The sequence below is a fragment of the Bacillus spizizenii TU-B-10 genome (assembly GCF_000227465.1).
In the GTDB taxonomy this organism is placed as follows: Bacteria; Bacillota; Bacilli; order Bacillales; family Bacillaceae; genus Bacillus; species Bacillus spizizenii.
Genome location: NC_016047.1, coordinates 1,879,397 through 1,896,661, shown reverse-complemented (window position 1 = coordinate 1,896,661; position 17,265 = coordinate 1,879,397). Strand labels below are relative to the sequence as shown.

Genomic DNA, 17,265 nt, shown 5'->3' with positions numbered 1-17,265 from the left:
CGCGCTGCCTCCATTTCACCTGCGAATTTTTATGTAGATTCTCAGTTAATTTCCATACAAACCTTTGATTCTCGTTTTGACTTCGTCATGATGAAATGTTTTCTCATGCATTATCACTTCCTGTTCTATGACGCGCGGCAGCTGCTCACGAAGCGGGGCCACCAAATGATCTTTTAATGTAATCAATGAGTTTCTCGGCTTTTCCGCCAGTTCATGCGCCAGCTCCACCGCATAATCTACTACTTCCGCTCGGGGCAGCACTTTAAAAGGAACCCCTCTTTTTTCAAGATCAGCTCCGCGATAGCTGCCCGCATTCATTAATATTTCCTGGGCCAGGCTGAATCCCAGTTTTTCAGGCACGATAAAGGTAGCGCCCATTCCAGGCGTAAATCCGTATTTCATAAAATTAGCCGTATACACACTCTCTCTGCTTAAAATGACAATGTCAGCAAAGAGCCCCATGACAAAGCCGCCTCCAATTCCGTGGCCCTGCATGGCCGCAATGACCGGAATCTCGCAATCCAGCGCCAGAGAATAAAGATTGTCATCCGTGAACTTGGTTAATCCCTGCTGAATTCGAAGCAGACCTTCTTGCGTTCCTCCTGAAGCAAAATAATTATCATATCCTGTCAAAATGACCGCTTTATAATTGGGTTGCTGACGAATGAATTCAAACGCTTGAATTAAACCATCTGTAAGTTCTTGTGAAAACGCGTTTTTATGAGTGCGGTCATGCATCTTTACCTGAATAATGGCGGGCTCGATTTCGATGAGCTCTACAACAGAATGCGTCATGATGTCCTCCTAACGGTTCTGATTGTCAACGTTTCAAATGATTACTTATCCTCCCATGGAAATTGCCCTGTTTCAACATACCTGATGAGTCCCATTTGGTTTTGAGGATCAGAAAACATGTCTTGATTTGCAGTTAAAGCGAGGGTTTTCGAATGGCTGACCTGATGATCAAGTGAGCTCATATACTGTTTATAACGCGCGATTCCCTTTTTATTCAGCCTCCGCAAACGCAATAAATGCTTTCTCAGCAGAACCTCACTTTGAGCATCAAACGCATCTATTAATCCCCATTCACTGGCTTCCTGAACGGAAACCGGCTTTGTCATCAGGGTCATATAATGTGCTTTCTGTCTGCCAATCCGGCGGATCAGAAACGGTAAAACACAAGCCGGATACAGACCGAACAACAGCTCAGAGAGACTGAATGACGCCGTTTCATCAGCAATGGCAATATCTGTGGCCGATACGAATCCAAGGCCGCCGGCATTCACTTTTCCCCTGACATGCGAAATCGTGACATAAGGTCCGGTCTGTAATTTCAGCCACAAATCATAGAGAGGCTCTTGGGACCTTGCCTGTTTTCTGCCACTTTTCATTTCCTGATAGATTTCTTGAAAATCCGCGCCGAAGCAAAATACCTCGGGAAGCCCTTCTAAAACAACAACCGTAACTGATGATGTTTCACATTGGTTTAACACTTGTAAACATTCTTCAATAAGTGTGTCATTAATCGTATTATTCGCTTCAGGACGGTGAAATGTGATATAACAAACCGACTCTTGAATGCGGACCTTTATCGTTTGATAGGTCACGAGATCCACCTGTATTTCCGATGAAACTCAGAAATTTCTTCTAAAAACAAGCGCGGCTTCTTTTTTGTAAACTGCATGATGCCCGGTATCATCTCAAAATCCAGCTTTACATTGCGTGTCCCGAACCGCACCATCCCGCTCCCCTTAAACAGCAGCTCATACTCATCCATAGAGAGCTGATACCGGCGATCTAAATGATTCTCAATGCCAAATGAGCGCTGGCGCTCCTGGCCTTGCGGAGTTGTAATTCCGCTGTAAAATTCAGAACAGCAGCCTGATCCGTAGGAAAAACAGCCGATTCGTTTAGGCGAATCAAACCGCCCTTGGTCTATCGTGCTTGCCAATGCCAGAAACAAGGCAGCTCCCATAATATTTCCAACCCGTTGGCAGTAGTTTAAACCTGGCATAACCCGATTTAAAAAATCCGTTTCAATCTCAGCTGTTTTCATCTTCGCCACCTTGCGCATCATTGTTCGGTGCGCACCTTTCACCATCCCGCCAAATGGTGTATGGTAAGCAAGGTATTGAAACGTGTCCTGATAACTCGCACCGGGTACACGTTTTTGGTATTCCAGAAAGGTTTGTTCGCAGCAATCCAGATATGACATTAAAGACAGGTCAGAATCTCCCGCTTCACTGTCGGGAATGGGACGGCAGGTATCCATCACTTCATAGCCGTAATAGCCATTTGCTCCTGGATCTATTTGAAACACCTCGGGATTTTCGCCTACTAAAACAGCCACCGCTCCCGCTCCGGCGCTCGGTTCGGCATAAGACCAGTCTTCACTTAAAGCGTCTCCGCCCTCAGCGATTAAAAAACGTGAAATATCACTGGCGATAACCAGTGCTTTGGCACCCGGAGAAGTCTGGGATAATATAAAATTCACCGCCATCTGAAATCCCGCGGTTCCTGAATAACATGCTTGTTTAATCTCGAACAAACGGCAGTTGCGGTTAAGTCCTAAATATTCATGGATATATGTACTTAACGATTTCCCAAAGTCGATCCCGGATTCAGAGCAAGTGATCAGCAATTCAATCCGTTCTTTTTCTGCTTCGGATAAAGCATCAATAATCGGCTTAGCTGCATTGACTCCAAAGGTTACTGGATCTTCATAAGGCAGTGCTACCGCTTTTTCTTTCATTAATAAATTTTCAAATCTGGCAGTATCTAAGTGTCTGTATTTGGCCAGTTCCATGACATCAAGGTATGCCGTTCCGCCAAAGACATTCATCGCTTCTATTCCGGCTGAAACCATTTATGATTCGCCTCCACATTTCTCAATGTTTTGTATACAAACCGCGGTGTTCATTCCGCCAAACCCCATACTTAAGCTCAGCGCATTTTTGATGCGGTATGAAATCGATTTCTCATTTACCCAATGAAAGGAATCATCGATCGGATGATCCAAATTCCGGCTCGGGTGCAGGGCAAATTCTCTCATTTGCAGCAGAACAGAAATAATCTCTACAATGCCCGCAGCACTAAGGCCGTGCCCGGTTATCGATTTAGTTGCATTTATATAAGCATGGGAAAGCCGGCATGCATGCAGTGCCTTTAATTCAATTTCATCTCCAATAAAAGAACCTGTTCCATGGGGATTAATATAATCAATCTCTTCTGGTGAAAGACCTGCACGCTCCAGCGCCTCCTGGATGACATGAATCTCTCCTTCTAAAGAAGGATCGGGATTCCGGTTCCCGTCTAGTTTGATTGACCATCCAGACAATGCTGCATAAGGTTTAACACCTCGGCGTACAGCCGTCTCCTTTCGTTCTATCACCAATGCGCCGCATGATTCTCCATAAATAAACCCGTCTCTGTTCTGATCGAAGGGGCGGCACGCTTTTTCAGGCTCATCAGCATATTTGTCCGTTCCCATAGCGCCTAAAGCCCTGAGCGCTTCGCATTCCATGTAAGAAAGATCCATTAATGCACCCAGTGCTATGCAAACATCAACCTCACCTGATAAGACTTGCTGAATCGCATGAATGACTGCTAATTGGCCGCTGGCGGAGGCTCCTCCCACCGTATAAGCTAAGCCCGTGATGCCAAACTGATCTGTGCATAGCCCGCAAAGGTCGCTATCCATAAAAGACAGGCCATACGACGGCGAAATAAAGCCAGGGCGATCTTGATAACTTTCATAAAGCTGTAAGGTTTCTCTCTGCTGAAAATTTGATCCACCGACTACAAGTCCGATACGTGCAGAATCGGTATCGTCTAATTTAGCCTCCTCCCAAGCCTCTGAGAGAGTTACCAATGCAGCACGGCTGGAAAATGACGCTTTTCGCAACAATTTTTTAGAGAGTCGGTCGGGATAGGACAATGACGCAATTTCAGCTCCGATAAACTGGCTGTCTTTTTGTCTGCCTGGACGCTTCATGACATCAAAGGCATGCCTGCCAGACAGCAGCGAGGAAGCAAAGTCCTCTTTCCCTTGACCAATGGCGGCAGTGACGCCTACACCGGTCACCACCACCTCAGACAGATTGCACTTTGTCATAAAGCACCTCAGCTAATTCGCCAATGTTTTTCACCCCGGACAGCTCAATACGGGGAATTTTTAATGATAGATCCTCGAGCACCATTGTGATAATCTCTGCTCTGTCTACAGAGTCAGCTCCTAACTGAACTAACTGATCTTCAGGCGCAAAACTGTGTCCGTCTAATTCAGGAAGTACCTCGCAAATATTGGTGACTAACACTTCAAAGATTCTCTGTTTATCCATAACGCGCTCTCTCCTTCAAGGGATCATTTTAGCCATTTTTATAGGTATATTTACGCAATATTCTAACTATTGATCTTCTGCTATCTGATTAATACGAAGGTTGATACATTGATTGCATCCGTTCATGAAGCAATGCTGCCGTTTCTGTCATTAATGTTTTTCCGATCTCATCCACATGGCGATTGCGCCAGTTTTCTAATTCCGATCCTTTGACCCATTGATTAAAAGCTCCTAAAGCCGGACCACAGTGAATTTGATAATCGACCTTCGAATGTTCGCTTCCGCTGATTGCCAAGTTGGAGCTGTATCTGAAGTACCACCTGAAAATCAGAGCCATTTTATGTTTCGGATTTCGTTCAGCCTTCTCAATTTCTGCCGCGGGATAATGTAATGTAATATCTTCATATATATCTTCTATACTGCGTTTGAAGTATTTCTCTTCAAGCTGAGTCAACGTCTTTGCATCCAGCTCACGTATTGACCCATATCGCTGGTACAGTTCATATAATTTGCTTGCCCGCGCTGGAAAGAACACGCCTTTCTTCAGCACTTGCACTTTGCTGCCCGATTCAAACATATCGCCTGCAGGCGCATAGGCTGTATCTTGTACATTCATCTGCTGAAGCAAATCCTTTACTTTATCACTTGTTGCCGCCTCAACCGTACATTGATTGATTGAGCCTGTAACAATAAAATCCGCACCAAGCATAAAAGCTGCCACCGCTGCATCAGGCGTTCCAATTCCTCCAGCTGCACCAACTCTTATTTTTTTCGGATATTGATATTTTTTCATCATTTCATCTCTTAATGATGTCATCGCCGGCATCAGGCTGTATGCTACACCGCCATCTGTATGACCGCCTGAATCAGCTTCCACACAAATATCGTCAGCCATCGGAATGCACCGTAATAATTCAGCTTCATTCACAGTGATTTTATTTTCTCTTAAAAGCTTTTGCAGCATATTCTCAGGCGCAGGACTCAGAAATGATTCTGCAACTTCCGGCCGTGATATTTTCGCAATGATACGATTTGAGCGTATAATTTCACCATTGTGGTTTCGTTTCACTCCTTTTGCGCGATACCTTACCAATGCGGGAGTGACACTTAAAAATGCTGAAGCTTCTACATTTCTCACTTGATGCTTTAATAACAGATCAATCATTTTTTCTTCTGATTCAGTATGTTTCATATTGTGGACGAGATTGATGCCATAGGCTTGTCCTTCCCCTAACTCCCCTTGAATGGTGAGGATGGCATCTTCAACCTCATTCAGGCTCAGGCCGCCTGTGCCAAAGAACCCCAACATTCCCGCTCTTGACAGCTTTACTACCATTTCTTTCGAAGCAATGCCGCGGTACATTCCTCCTGCAAGATAAGCATATGTAAGATGATAATCCCGTTTAAACTCATCACTTCCTAATGACTCTGCCGTAATCCCAGCTTGAACATTAGGTCGATGGTCAGCAGCTTCTGGATGACTTGAAGCATGTTTCTTTTCGGGTGCATGTGTTAACGGTTCTGCTTCATTTTTAATACGATGGATGAGGCCGGTTAACACAGTTCCAGGCCCGATCTCTTCAAACTCCATTTCTCCTCTTCCCATCAGAAAACGTATGCTGCCCGTCCATTTCACTGTGCTGTCCATTTGTTCAGATAACGTCTCTTTTAACCTGTCCTGACGATACGGCTCTGCATAGACATTCGAGATAACCGGGATAGCCAAAGGCCTAAAATGGAATGAGTCAATAAATTGCTTAAATTCCTGTTTTGCTTCATTCATATATCTGGAATGAAAAGCTCCGCTTACGTTTAAAGGATGAAACAGCTTTACATCCTTGGTGTTTTCAAAAACCGTTCGGGCTTTTTCAATCTCTTTTTTTTGGCCGGAAATCACAATTTGCCGGGGCGTATTTTCATTTGCCACATCAATGTCATGGAGACGGTGCTCTTCTAAAACGGCTGTAACTTGTTCCCTATTCAAGCCGATCACAGCAGCCATTCCGCCTCCTGTAATTCGTCCCATCAGTTCGCCTCTTTTTTTGACAAGTCTTAATCCTGTTTCAAAATCAAATGCACCCGCTGCAAACAGCGCATTGTATTCTCCTAAGCTATGTCCGGCCGCAAAATCAGGTTTTCTGCCGGTCTCCTCTACCCTCTTCAAATAATTGAGTGCATTGACGACGTACAAAGCCGGCTGCGTGTACTGGGTATGGTTTAAATCCAAATAGGATTTTTCGGTACAGAGCTTTTCTATTGAATAGCCCAATATTTGATCTGCTTGGTCAGTCAAATCCTGATAGTGTTCAAATAGCCCTTGTCCCATCCCCTTTTGCTGGGAGCCTTGCCCTGGAAAAACATATGTAATCATCTTGCAAACTTCCTTTCTGGTTTACGGAAACACTCAACCGTATTCAGATTTTTCAGCTCCTGATGAAATGGTGTCATAATCGAGCAGCAGCGGTTAGTTGAATCTCCCGGGATCAGCTGTTTCACAAAAGCAGTTAAGGTGCCGGACGGACCTAAATCGATAAACCGGCATGTATGCTGGCTTTCCAAATATCGAATCGCTTCGCGAAATTTCATTGGCTCTCTGACCGCATTCCAAAAGAAATGCTTGTCCATTTCGTGAAGGCAGCTTCCCGTTAAACTCGATATAACCGGTATTGAAGGTTTTTTAAAAGAGATTGATCTCAAAAATTCTGCATAGGCGCTTTCTGCCGGATCAATAAGCGAAGAATGAAAGGCATAAGACACAGGCAGCAGCTGGCAAAGAATCTGTTTCTCTTTTAAAGCCTCCATGATCTGCTTTATGTTTTCTTCTTCACCAGAAATGACGAAGTGCGAATCATAATTGATAGAAATGAGTTCACTATTTCCAAACAGCTGCGGATAATCATTCAGTAATTGCGGTTTATCAAGAATGGCAAGCATTTTCCCTTTATCGCAAGATTTTTGGATGACTATAGCCTGTTCAAGTATGCAATCCAGTATATTCTCTGCGTCTGACACACCTGAAACAGCGGCCGATGTGAATTCTCCCAGACTTGATCCCAATACGTAATCAGGATAGATTCCCCTATCTTCTAAAACTTTGTATAAAGAATACTCAACCATAAAGATTGCAGGGTGGGAAAAAAGAAGGCTGTCAAACGGTTCCGCCACACGTTTAGCCGGATGATAAATTTCTTCAACAATGGATGTTCCGATTCGCTGCGCTGCAATGGCATCCATTTCAAGCATCGATTGACGAAACACGATATTTTCCTTAAATAATTCCTTCCCCATATGATAGTACTGGGAACCTTGTCCGGAAAACATAAAAACGAGCGGTTCATTCATATGCATAACCTACTTTTTTTATATTTATGACGGCTATTTAGATTTCTCTCAATGTATACAATACACAGCAGCGAGTGAAATGTAATATTTAATTGAAAAGACATAATGTAAAAAATAAGAAGAATCAACTTTTAGGAGGATTGCTTTTGGTGCTCTGGATGCGGCTCTATTTGAAGTGGTCTAGGTGTATGTTGATATCTCAAAATTGATATAACATAATGACAGGATCAGCAAAGAACATCGACTCTATGATTTGGGTGCGGTTAAATAGAAGGCCATCTTGATGTGAGAGCGATGGTCTGTCATGATATGCCGGCTGACTGGACATAGTTCAAATATCGTGCGGATATGTTTTATCAGCCTCTTTATGTAACAGTATATAAACTTATTCATTCAGAAACAGTGTCTTTAGAACGATTACATCTCCAAAACTTTATACCTTAATAAAAGAAAATCTGTCCTTAGCCTGTTCATACGGTGCATGGGTCTCAGGAACAATTCGTTTTAGCGGGGCATTGGCTCCGCATCTTTTTTTATGCGATGAATTAACCCTGTTAAAACATTTCCAGGTCCTATTTCCTCAAACTCCATTTGGCCTTTTTTCATTAAGTAGCTTATGCTCTCAGTCCATTTCACTGAATGATTGATTTGATCAGCCAGCGTTTGCTTCATTAATTCGTATGTATACGGTTTGGCATACACATTCGAAATAACCGGGATAGACAGAGGTGAAAAATGAAAGGTTTGAAGGAACTGTTCGAATTCTTCTTTTGCTTTATTCATGTATCTGGAATGAAACGCGCCGCTTACGTTTAAGGGGAGTACCATTGTAACTTCAGTCATCGTTTCAAAAAGAGATGCGGCTTTTTCAATCTCATCTTTTTTTCCTGAAATCACAATTTGATATGGGGCGTTCACATTGGCGATATCAACATCGTGTAAATGATATTCTTTCAGAGCCTTTGCAACCTGCTCTTCATTTAATCCCATAATAGCGGCCATACCGCCGTTGCTCACCATACTCATCAGCTCGCCTCTTTTTCTGACAAGCTTTAAACCTGTCTCAAAATCAAAGGCTCCAGCTGCAAATAACGCATTGTACTCACCCAAGCTGTGCCCGGCGACAAAGTCAGGCTTAGCTTCTGCTTCCCTGATTTTTTTCAGATAGCTTAATGCGTTTACCACATATAATGCCGGCTGGGTAAATTGCGTTTTGTTTAAATTGGAATAAGGATTTTCCATGCAAAGACGTTTGATTGAATATCCTAAGATCTCATCTGCCTGAGCCGTCAGTTCTTTAAATTCATCAAATAGATCGCTGCCCATTCCCTGTTTCTGTGAACCCTGGCCCGGAAAAACATATGTGATCATTCTCTCAAAGCCACCTTTCCGATTAGTAGATGTGTTTCACTTCTGTATCATTTTATAAAAAATAGTGATGACCGGATAAATAGTAGCATGTTCATGTTGATGGTAACCTCTGTAAATATTATCCGTCAAGTTAATTTTTCCTACAGTTTACTCGATTGTTTTCCTGATTTTTTCAATTGAGGCATAAAGGATCAGGGGTTATAGCAGAACATAAGAAAAATGACCTGTATCACGTATAGGGCGCGGATATGATGAGAATACGCTTTATCTTATCTCCTGAGCCTTGTTCGAAATAAATAAAATCGTTCTATATAATCATTTTAAAAATGACCAATCATTTAGATATTCGAAGGAAAATAGGATAATAGATTCAGAAGGCTTATTTAAAATCAAAAATACCTTTTTGGTTTTTACGAGTGCGAAATTTCACAAAGTATTCTTTTTTATCAATTTGAAAGTAAATATTATACTGAAAAAGATCCTCTATCGTATGGCCGGGTGTTTTGCCAAATGAGTGACCAGGATAAACCCGTACATAGGGAGAAACCTCCGACTTAATCCTTTGAATGCTTCTGAACATCTCTTCTGCAGAACTTCCATCATCCTCACATATGCCGCACCCTTCTGTAAATACCGTATCTCCGGTAAACATACTTTCAGAAAACAAATAACACATTCCGCCGGCTGTATGCCCCGGTGTGAGAAGGCATTGCGCTCTTGTGTTGCCTATGCTGATCGTCTGATGATCATGCAAGCCAATTAAATTTCGGCAGCTGAATTGATAATAATCAATTTCTTTTTTCGACATATAAACTTGAACGTTAAACATCTTCGTCAGCGGCTCTACCAGGTTAACGTGATCATAATGAGAGTGTGTCAATGCGATTGCTGTTAATTCAACTTCCAGCTCGGAAAGTTTAGTTGTTATTTTACTCAGTTCCCATGAGGGGTCAACAACAATTGCAGATCTGCTTACAATATCTTCAATGATATAGCAATAATTCGTCCAGCCCTGATACCTAGTTTTAATTGGATGTACCTTATACGTAAGATTCATTTACACCATTCCTATCATGTAAAGTTCTTAAATGATGGGCAAACTGTTCAACCCTCAGTCGTCTTTCATTCCACTTTACCAAACAGCATGATTGTTTTCCATTTTTTTCAGAGACCCTTGTTCCTTCTGCATATAAAAAAGCTATTCTTCTGGAAACATGTCCAACGAGAATAGCTTTTTCGCACTATATCTTAGGGATTTCTTTCTTCTGTCTCATTTGTTTCTTTCACGCAAATTGATTCTACATGCTGCATAATGACACGTTTGATCCTGTCTTTATTCACTCTCACAGGATCAAGCATCGCATGTAAAGCCAAGCCATCAATAAGCGCGTAAAGTCTCTCAGCTTCAATATCTTTATCAGCATCCTGCCTCAGTAAATCGAATTCATCTAAATAGGCAATCAGATTCCGCATGCCGCTGTAAATTCCGTCATGATTCGCATCAAACATATCCTTTTTATGTCTGGCGTAAACCGTAAAAGCAAACCACACCTCCATCTCTCTTACCGTTTCTTCATTCGTTGGGACAATTTCAAGCAAAATATGTAACACTTTTTCCTTAGGGGGCACATTCCTCATTGTAATGTCCTTAATTCGGGCCATCACCTTTTCTTGAACGAGTTTCATTGCAAAAACAAGCAGTTCATCCTGAGTAGAAAAATAATGGCGCAGCGCACCTAATGACAATCCTGCTTCCTTTGCAATGTTCCTGGCTGAGGCTCCCTCCATCCCCCGTTCTAAAATCACCCGCCACGTTGCTTCTGCAATTTCTTTTCTTCTTTTCTCATGGTCAATTTGTTTTGGCATAGCTTTATTGTAACAAGAAAAAAATAAGAGAGCAATTTTATAATACAGTTGTATTGCAAAAACAAAGATGGTAACATATTATTTAAATAATACAACTGTATTGAAAAGAGGGGAATGGATTGAACGGTATCGCATGGATGATTGTCTTCTGTGAAATTGCGTTTTGGGTTGTGATTGTTTTAGGGCTTGCTGTACGCTACCTATTCAAACAGCATACATTAGGACTGCTATTCCTTGCCTTAACTCCAGTTATCGATTTGATCTTATTAGCGGCAACTGGTGTGGACCTTTACCGCGGAGCCTCAGCGACTGCTGCCCACGGGATTGCTGCTGTTTACATCGGGATATCGATCGCCTATGGGAAACAAATGATTCAATGGGCAGATGAAAAATTTCAATATTATGTAACAAAAAAAGGCGTAAAACCGCTGAAACGTTTTGGAATGGATCATGCCAAGCACTATGCGAAAGGCTGGATAAGACATGTGCTGGCCTACCTAATTGGTGCAGGACTATTAGCAGGGATGATCTATTTTATTAATGATTCCGCCCGAACCGAGGCATTGAGCGGCATTCTTAAACTGTGGACTGTCATCATAGGCATTGACTTTCTCATTACTGCCAGCTATTTTATTTGGCCAAAAAAAAAGAAAGCTTCGGCGAATCTCAGGAGTTAACATGATGAAAAAGGTCCTTCCCCAGCGGAAAGGACCTTTTTTGGTTTTGTCAAAATATGTTATACTATTTTCATTAGAAAACAGACTTATAGATATTTTGGGCTAATTCAAGAGTAACTGTTTGTATGAGTAAGCAGGTGAAGGGAGTGTTATACTTGAGCCAAAAAGAACAGAACGAACACTCTAAAGATTTTAACCTAAGATCAAAATTAATCGAAATTGTCTCTATCACTTTTATCGTTGCTATTGCACTTGTAGTAATCTTCGGCGGCTATTTCTTTGGGATCAAAGGATTATTCTCTATACTGGGCGTCACATATGATTCAAATCAAACATTAGTTTTATTTATTTTAGTCTGTTTTGCTGTCGGCTTGATCATAGACCCGCTTACAAAGATTATCTCTATGATTTTGGCAAGATCACTTTCATTGAAAAAAACTGCACTTTTTGCTTTTATACTGTACTTTGTGAGCAATTTCATAACGATCTGTTTTGCAGATTACTATATGCAGTCTATATATATTCCAGATGTCTTGCTTGTTGTGATATCAGCTTTGATGGCTTTCATTGAACTTGCATTTGATGACTAGCCTAATGGGGAAGCAGCTTAAAATTGCCTGTGATAATTTAAGTGTTTTTTGCTTTTATATCATTCTCATCGTCTAATTTGGAAGATAGTCTACAATAAAATGTAAAATGATGAGTGGAATCATAGAATCGATAATGATAGATATGGCAGAAAACAAAGTACAATTCCACAACTCCTTTTATTTTGACATTACCAGTTATAAAAGCGGATAAAAACAAGTATTTTCCTTTCATAATTCAAAATAAAACTCCCTGTTCACATGAACAGGAAGCAAACCACAATGATTTAATTTAAATTCTGCATTCTACAATTATTCTTACATTCGGATCATCGAGTTCATTCAAAACGATAATCATATTTGGACCACATGCCATGTTCCCACCCCCTTGCCCAAAATATACATTAATTTCAATTACTTGTAAATTACAATTTTGTTATGCAGAGGAATGTATCCATGAACTATTATGCATTAACACTGTTCACACGTTTACAATAGTTTCTTTTAATTGATTACTTCAAATCAGTACAAAAAAAGCATTGATCCATTCAAAGAATGTCTCAATGCTAAATTTTCCTCTTCGCCCAATCCCGCTACATCACGCGTTTGAACATCTTTTCCATCTCATAAGTGGAATGGTGAATGATGATCGGACGGCCGTGCGGGCATGTAAATGGGTCTGATGTGCTTCGGAGGTCGTCCAGAAGCGCTTTGATTTCGTCGTTTCTAAGGTGGCGGTTTGCTTTGATGGAGCCCTTGCAGCTCATCATAATCGCCGCTTCCTCGCGCAGTTTTTTAATATCAATATGTTTGGAGTCGAGCACCTGCTGAATGATTTCTTCTATCAGCTCAGCTTCTTCTCCCTTTGGAAACCAGGCCGGGTGGCAGCGGACGATATAGCTGTTAGAGCCGAATGACTCTAAAAAGACACCGACGCTTTCCAGTTCTTGTTTGTGCTGTTCAATAATCAGCGCCTCGTTCGTGGAGTAGTGGAACGTCAGCGGCACGATCATATCCTGCACCTCAGGCTCAACCTCTCCCACCTTTTCGCGGAAATATTCGTACTTAATACGCTCTTGGGCGGCGTGCTGGTCGATAATATACAGGCCGTTTTCGTTTTGTGCCAATATATAAGTCCCATGCATCTGGCCGATCGGGTACATAATCGGAACCCGCTCAGACGTTGGCTCAGGATGTTCTTCTTGATGGTGTTCCTGCTCAAAAGCCACAGGCTGATCTTCTGAAACATCAGGCACTTCAATCCTATGTTCCTGATCAAAGCTAGGTGGAGTATCAAATTGAGCAGAGGGCAATTCTTCCTCCGTATTAACCCGCTCTTTCACGACTGAGCTGAGCTTCATTGGTGAATAAGATGGCGCAGGCGCTTTTTCCGGTACTTTTCTTTCCGCAGGCTTTTCATCAAAGGTTATGAACTGCTGCTCATTTTTGATGGCAGGTGCCGATTTTTTCGGGAGCTGGGCACTTGGAATCAGCTGCTGCTGTTTAAATACATCTTTTATTCCGTCACGAATTAAGTCATGAAGCTCTGTTTCCTTGCTGAGACGGACCTCAAGCTTCGATGGGTGCACGTTGACATCAACTAAAATCGGGTCCATCGTAATTTCTATAAAGGTTATTGGATGGCGTCCAATCGGCAGAAGCGTATGATATCCCTCATGCACCGCTTTGACGAGCGGGAAATTTTTAATATAACGGCCATTGATGACAGACGACATATAGTTTCTCGACGCCCGTGTAATCTCTGGGAGGGCGATATATCCCTTGACTTCAAAATCCAATGAGCTCACATGCAGCGGAAGCATTTTTTTGGCGACAGCCGTGCCGTAAATCGCCGCCAGGACATGGCGCACATCTCCGTTTCCGTTCGTTTGAAGAAGATTTTTCCCATGATGGCGCAGGCGGATTGATACCTCCGGATGGGCCAGAGCAATACGGTTGACCACATCTGTAATGTTCCCAAGCTCTGTATGAACGGTTTTCATATATTTCAAACGGGCCGGTGTGTTAAAAAACAGATTGGAAACGACAATTTCAGTTCCCTTTCTGCTTGAGGAACGCGATTCAGAAATCATGTTTCCTCCTTGGAGTACGAGCTTCGTCCCTGCTCCTTCACCGGTGCTTGTCGTAATCTCTAGATGAGAGACTGACGCGATACTCGGCAGTGCCTCTCCCCTAAAACCAAGCGTTCTCACCCTGAATAAATCATTTTCATCTTTTATTTTACTCGTTGCGTGGCGGCGGAAAGCACGCTTGCAATCTTCATTTTCCATTCCTTCGCCGTTATCCAGTACCCGAATGGATGCAAGGCCTGCTTCCTCAATATCGATTTCAATGACTGTGCTGTCAGCGTCAATCGCATTTTCCACCAACTCTTTGACGACTGAGGCGGGCCGCTCCACAACCTCGCCTGCCGCTATTTTATTTGAAAGCTCATCTGACAGCTGGATGACTTTTGCCACATTCATCACCCCGTTTTAATGTAATTTCTTTTGCAGCTTATACATTTCATTCATCGCTTCAAGCGGTGTCATATCCAATATATTAAGTGATTTGAAAGCATCGAGCACTTGCTTTTCTTTTTTTGAAAGCTTTGGCGCTTCCACCCGCTTTTCCGCTTCGGCAAAAAAGGACAGCTGTGCCGGCTCTTCTTTCACCTGAGGTTTCTGCATCGGCACTTCCGGTTTGTTCCCTGAATGCTCAAGCTCTTTTAAAATATCTTGAGCGCGCGAAATAAGATCTTCCGGCAATTCAGCAAGCTGGGCTACATGGATACCATAGCTTTTGTCAGCGGCCCCTTCTTTAATTTGATGAAGAAAGACAACCGTTCCGTTATATTCTTCAGCGCGAACATGAACGTTTTTCAGCTGCGGCAGCTTGTCCTCAAGCACAGTCAGCTCGTGATAGTGCGTGCTGAACAGCGTCTTGGCGCCGATATGATCGTGAACATATTCGATAATGGCTTGTGCCAGCGCCATGCCGTCATAAGTGGACGTTCCCCGCCCGATTTCGTCAAACAAAATCAGACTGTTTTTCGTCGCATTTACAATCGCATTTTTAGCTTCAAGCATTTCCACCATAAATGTACTTTGTCCGGAAATCAAATCATCCGCAGCGCCGATTCGCGTAAAAATTTGATCAAAAATCGGAAGCACCGCTTTTTTCGCAGGTACAAAGCAGCCGATTTGCGCCATGATGGAAATGAGCGCAATTTGTCTCATATACGTGCTCTTCCCTGACATGTTTGGACCGGTAATGAGAAGCATTTGTCTGTTATCGCCCATCATACAATTGTTCGGGACGTATTCCTGGCTGTCCATGACTTTTTCAACAACCGGGTGTCTGCCTTCTACCACTTCGACTTCATCTTTAGAGAACTCCGGTTTCGTGTAGTGACGATTTTCACTGATTGTCGCAAAGCATTGCAGTGCGTCCAGCTCGCTCATCTGTTTGGCAAGCTGCTGCAGCCGCGGAATATACTGCTTCACTTTCTCGCGCAGCTCGGTAAACAGCTCATACTCCAGTTCACAGATGTTATTTTCCGCTTCTAAAATAAGCGCTTCTTTTTCTTTTAATTCAGGTGTAATGTAGCGCTCTGCATTCGTTAACGTTTGCTTCCGCTCATATCGCCCTTCCTCAAGCAAATGCAAATTCGCTCTTGTCACTTCAATATAATAACCGAAAACTTTATTGAAGCCGACCTTTAAAGAGCGAATGCCCGTATATTCGCGCTCCTGCTGTTCCAAGCGGGCAATCCAGTCTTTTCCGTTTCTGCTTGCGTCACGGTATTCATCAAGCTTTTGATTGTATCCGTCTTTAATCAGGTTCCCTTCTTTTAACGATAAAGGAGGGTTTGCGTACAGCGCTTCTTCCAGCAATTCAAGCACATCCCCGCAAGGATCAATCCGTTCGGCACGTTCCTTGGCCTTGTCATGAGCCAGTGAAACAACCAGCTGTTTAATGCCAGGCACTTGCTTTAACGATTCCTTCAGTTGAATTAAATCCCGTGCATTGACATTTCCAAATGCAACACGGCCTGCAAGACGTTCTAGGTCATATACTTCTTTTAACCGTTCACGCAGGTCTTCCCGTTCGAAGAAATGGGACATCAATGTTTCCACCATTTCTTGGCGCTCTTCGATTTGATTGACTCTGATAAGCGGCCGGTCAATCCACTGTTTAAGCAGCCGGCCTCCCATTGCAGTTTTTGTTTCATCCAGCAGCCACAAAAGGGAACCTTTTTTATTTTTCGAACGGATCGTTTCAGTCAGCTCCAGATTTCGCTTTGAGTACAAATCAATTTTCATCGCTTCCTCAAGCTCATACACCTGTACGGGCTGAAGATGATCAAGACTGCGCTTTTGGGTTCTTTTCAGATACGTATACAAGCGCAAAAATGTTTTTGTTACATCTTCATTATCTAAATGCTCAATGATCATTACGTGTTCGTCTGTTTCACCATCTTCAATTGAGATCGTTGCACCGCACCGCTCTTTCAGCTGTGCGACCGTATCGGCATCCAAGCTGCCTGAAACGACGATTTCCCGTGCGCCGACTGAATAAATTTCTGATATGACATCTTCGAGCCGTTCAATCAAAACAGCCAAATTTTCTCCCGTTGTTAAATCAGACAGCGCCAGCCCGTATCCATTCGAGCAGACGGAAACAGACGCGATAAAGTTGTTTTCTGATTCATGGATGCCTTTGCCGTCCATTACAGTTCCGGGTGTAATAAGCTGAACCACTTCTCGTTTCACAACGCCCTTTGCGGCTTTCGGATCTTCCGTCTGTTCACAGATAGCCACTTTATACCCTTTTTTAATCAGCTGCTCGATATACGCGGAAGCAGAATGATACGGCACACCGCACATCGGTATTTTTTCAGCCGCACCGCCGTCTCTGCTTGTTAACGTAATTTCCAGCTCTTGTGACGCTTTTTTGGCGTCCTCAAAAAACATTTCGTAAAAATCACCAAGGCGAAAAAATAAAAAGGCATCCTGGTGCTCTGCCTTTATTTTTAAATATTGCTGTATCATAGGCGTATAACCGGCCATTGTTTTATCC

Annotated in this window: 14 protein-coding genes and 1 pseudogene; 2 read left to right on the top strand and 13 right to left on the bottom strand. The window is 42.7% G+C overall.

The genetic code is table 11. The features are described from left to right. Positions 1-45 precede the first annotated feature (45 nt). The 11 genes and pseudogenes from GYO_RS31545 to GYO_RS31495 form a co-directional block, all read right to left on the bottom strand. A complete protein-coding gene (locus GYO_RS31545; protein ID WP_014113856.1) occupies positions 46-795 on the bottom strand; it encodes a polyketide synthase in 750 nt (249 codons plus the stop codon). A 41-nt stretch (positions 796-836) separates the two neighbouring features. Continuing rightward, entirely contained in the window at positions 837-1,616 is a 780-nt protein-coding gene (locus tag GYO_RS31540; RefSeq protein ID WP_080010078.1) for an enoyl-CoA hydratase/isomerase, read from the bottom strand. Next, a complete protein-coding gene (gene pksG, locus GYO_RS31535) occupies positions 1,604-2,866 on the bottom strand; it encodes a polyketide biosynthesis 3-hydroxy-3-methylglutaryl-ACP synthase PksG (RefSeq protein ID WP_014113854.1) in 1,263 nt (420 codons plus the stop codon). Before pksG ends, GYO_RS31540 begins: the two co-directional genes overlap by 13 nt. Next, complete coding sequence (gene pksF, locus GYO_RS31530) at positions 2,867-4,114, bottom strand: polyketide biosynthesis malonyl-ACP decarboxylase PksF (protein WP_014113853.1); 1,248 nt, start codon at positions 4,112-4,114, stop codon at positions 2,867-2,869. Next, a complete protein-coding gene (locus GYO_RS31525) occupies positions 4,092-4,340 on the bottom strand; it encodes an acyl carrier protein (protein WP_014113852.1) in 249 nt (82 codons plus the stop codon). The genes pksF and GYO_RS31525 overlap by 23 nt, the downstream gene beginning before the upstream one ends. 88 nt (positions 4,341-4,428) lie before the next feature. Beyond that, positions 4,429-6,711, bottom strand: a complete 2,283-nt coding sequence (fabD, locus tag GYO_RS31520) for an ACP S-malonyltransferase (protein WP_014113851.1) — start codon at positions 6,709-6,711, stop codon at positions 4,429-4,431. After that, the gene (locus tag GYO_RS31515) at positions 6,708-7,682 is read right to left on the bottom strand and encodes an acyltransferase domain-containing protein (RefSeq protein WP_014113850.1); all 975 of its coding nucleotides are present in this window, start codon (positions 7,680-7,682) and stop codon (positions 6,708-6,710) included. The genes fabD (GYO_RS31520) and GYO_RS31515 overlap by 4 nt, the downstream gene beginning before the upstream one ends. Before the next feature lie 504 nt (positions 7,683-8,186). After that, positions 8,187-9,053 carry an ACP S-malonyltransferase gene (fabD, locus tag GYO_RS31510; protein ID WP_014113849.1) on the bottom strand — a complete coding sequence of 289 codons (867 nt, stop codon included), beginning with the start codon at positions 9,051-9,053 and terminating at the stop codon, positions 8,187-8,189. Then, positions 9,050-9,321 (bottom strand): annotated as a pseudogene (locus GYO_RS31505) (hypothetical protein). Before GYO_RS31505 ends, fabD (GYO_RS31510) begins: the two are co-directional and overlap by 4 nt. Before the next feature lie 111 nt (positions 9,322-9,432). Next, positions 9,433-10,110, bottom strand: coding sequence for an MBL fold metallo-hydrolase (locus GYO_RS31500; RefSeq protein WP_014113848.1), 678 nt, complete (start codon positions 10,108-10,110; stop codon positions 9,433-9,435). A 191-nt stretch (positions 10,111-10,301) separates the two neighbouring features. Then, entirely contained in the window at positions 10,302-10,919 is a 618-nt protein-coding gene (locus GYO_RS31495) for a TetR/AcrR family transcriptional regulator (RefSeq protein ID WP_014113847.1), read from the bottom strand. 119 nt (positions 10,920-11,038) lie between these two features. Between GYO_RS31495 and GYO_RS31490 the strand changes: the two genes are divergently transcribed. Next, on the top strand, positions 11,039-11,596 hold the full coding sequence (locus GYO_RS31490) for a hypothetical protein (RefSeq protein WP_014113846.1): 558 nt from the start codon (positions 11,039-11,041) through the stop codon (positions 11,594-11,596). 155 nt (positions 11,597-11,751) lie between these two features. Beyond that, a complete protein-coding gene (locus GYO_RS31480) occupies positions 11,752-12,186 on the top strand; it encodes a regulatory YrvL family protein (RefSeq protein ID WP_079287761.1) in 435 nt (144 codons plus the stop codon). Positions 12,187-12,776: 590 nt separating this feature from the next. Here GYO_RS31480 and mutL read toward each other — a convergent pair. Continuing rightward, positions 12,777-14,663, bottom strand: coding sequence for a DNA mismatch repair endonuclease MutL (gene mutL / locus GYO_RS31475; RefSeq protein WP_041520962.1), 1,887 nt, complete (start codon positions 14,661-14,663; stop codon positions 12,777-12,779). 15 nt (positions 14,664-14,678) lie between these two features. Next, positions 14,679-17,255, bottom strand: a complete 2,577-nt coding sequence (gene mutS / locus GYO_RS31470) for a DNA mismatch repair protein MutS (protein ID WP_041520961.1) — start codon at positions 17,253-17,255, stop codon at positions 14,679-14,681. Positions 17,256-17,265: the final 10 nt, after the last annotated feature.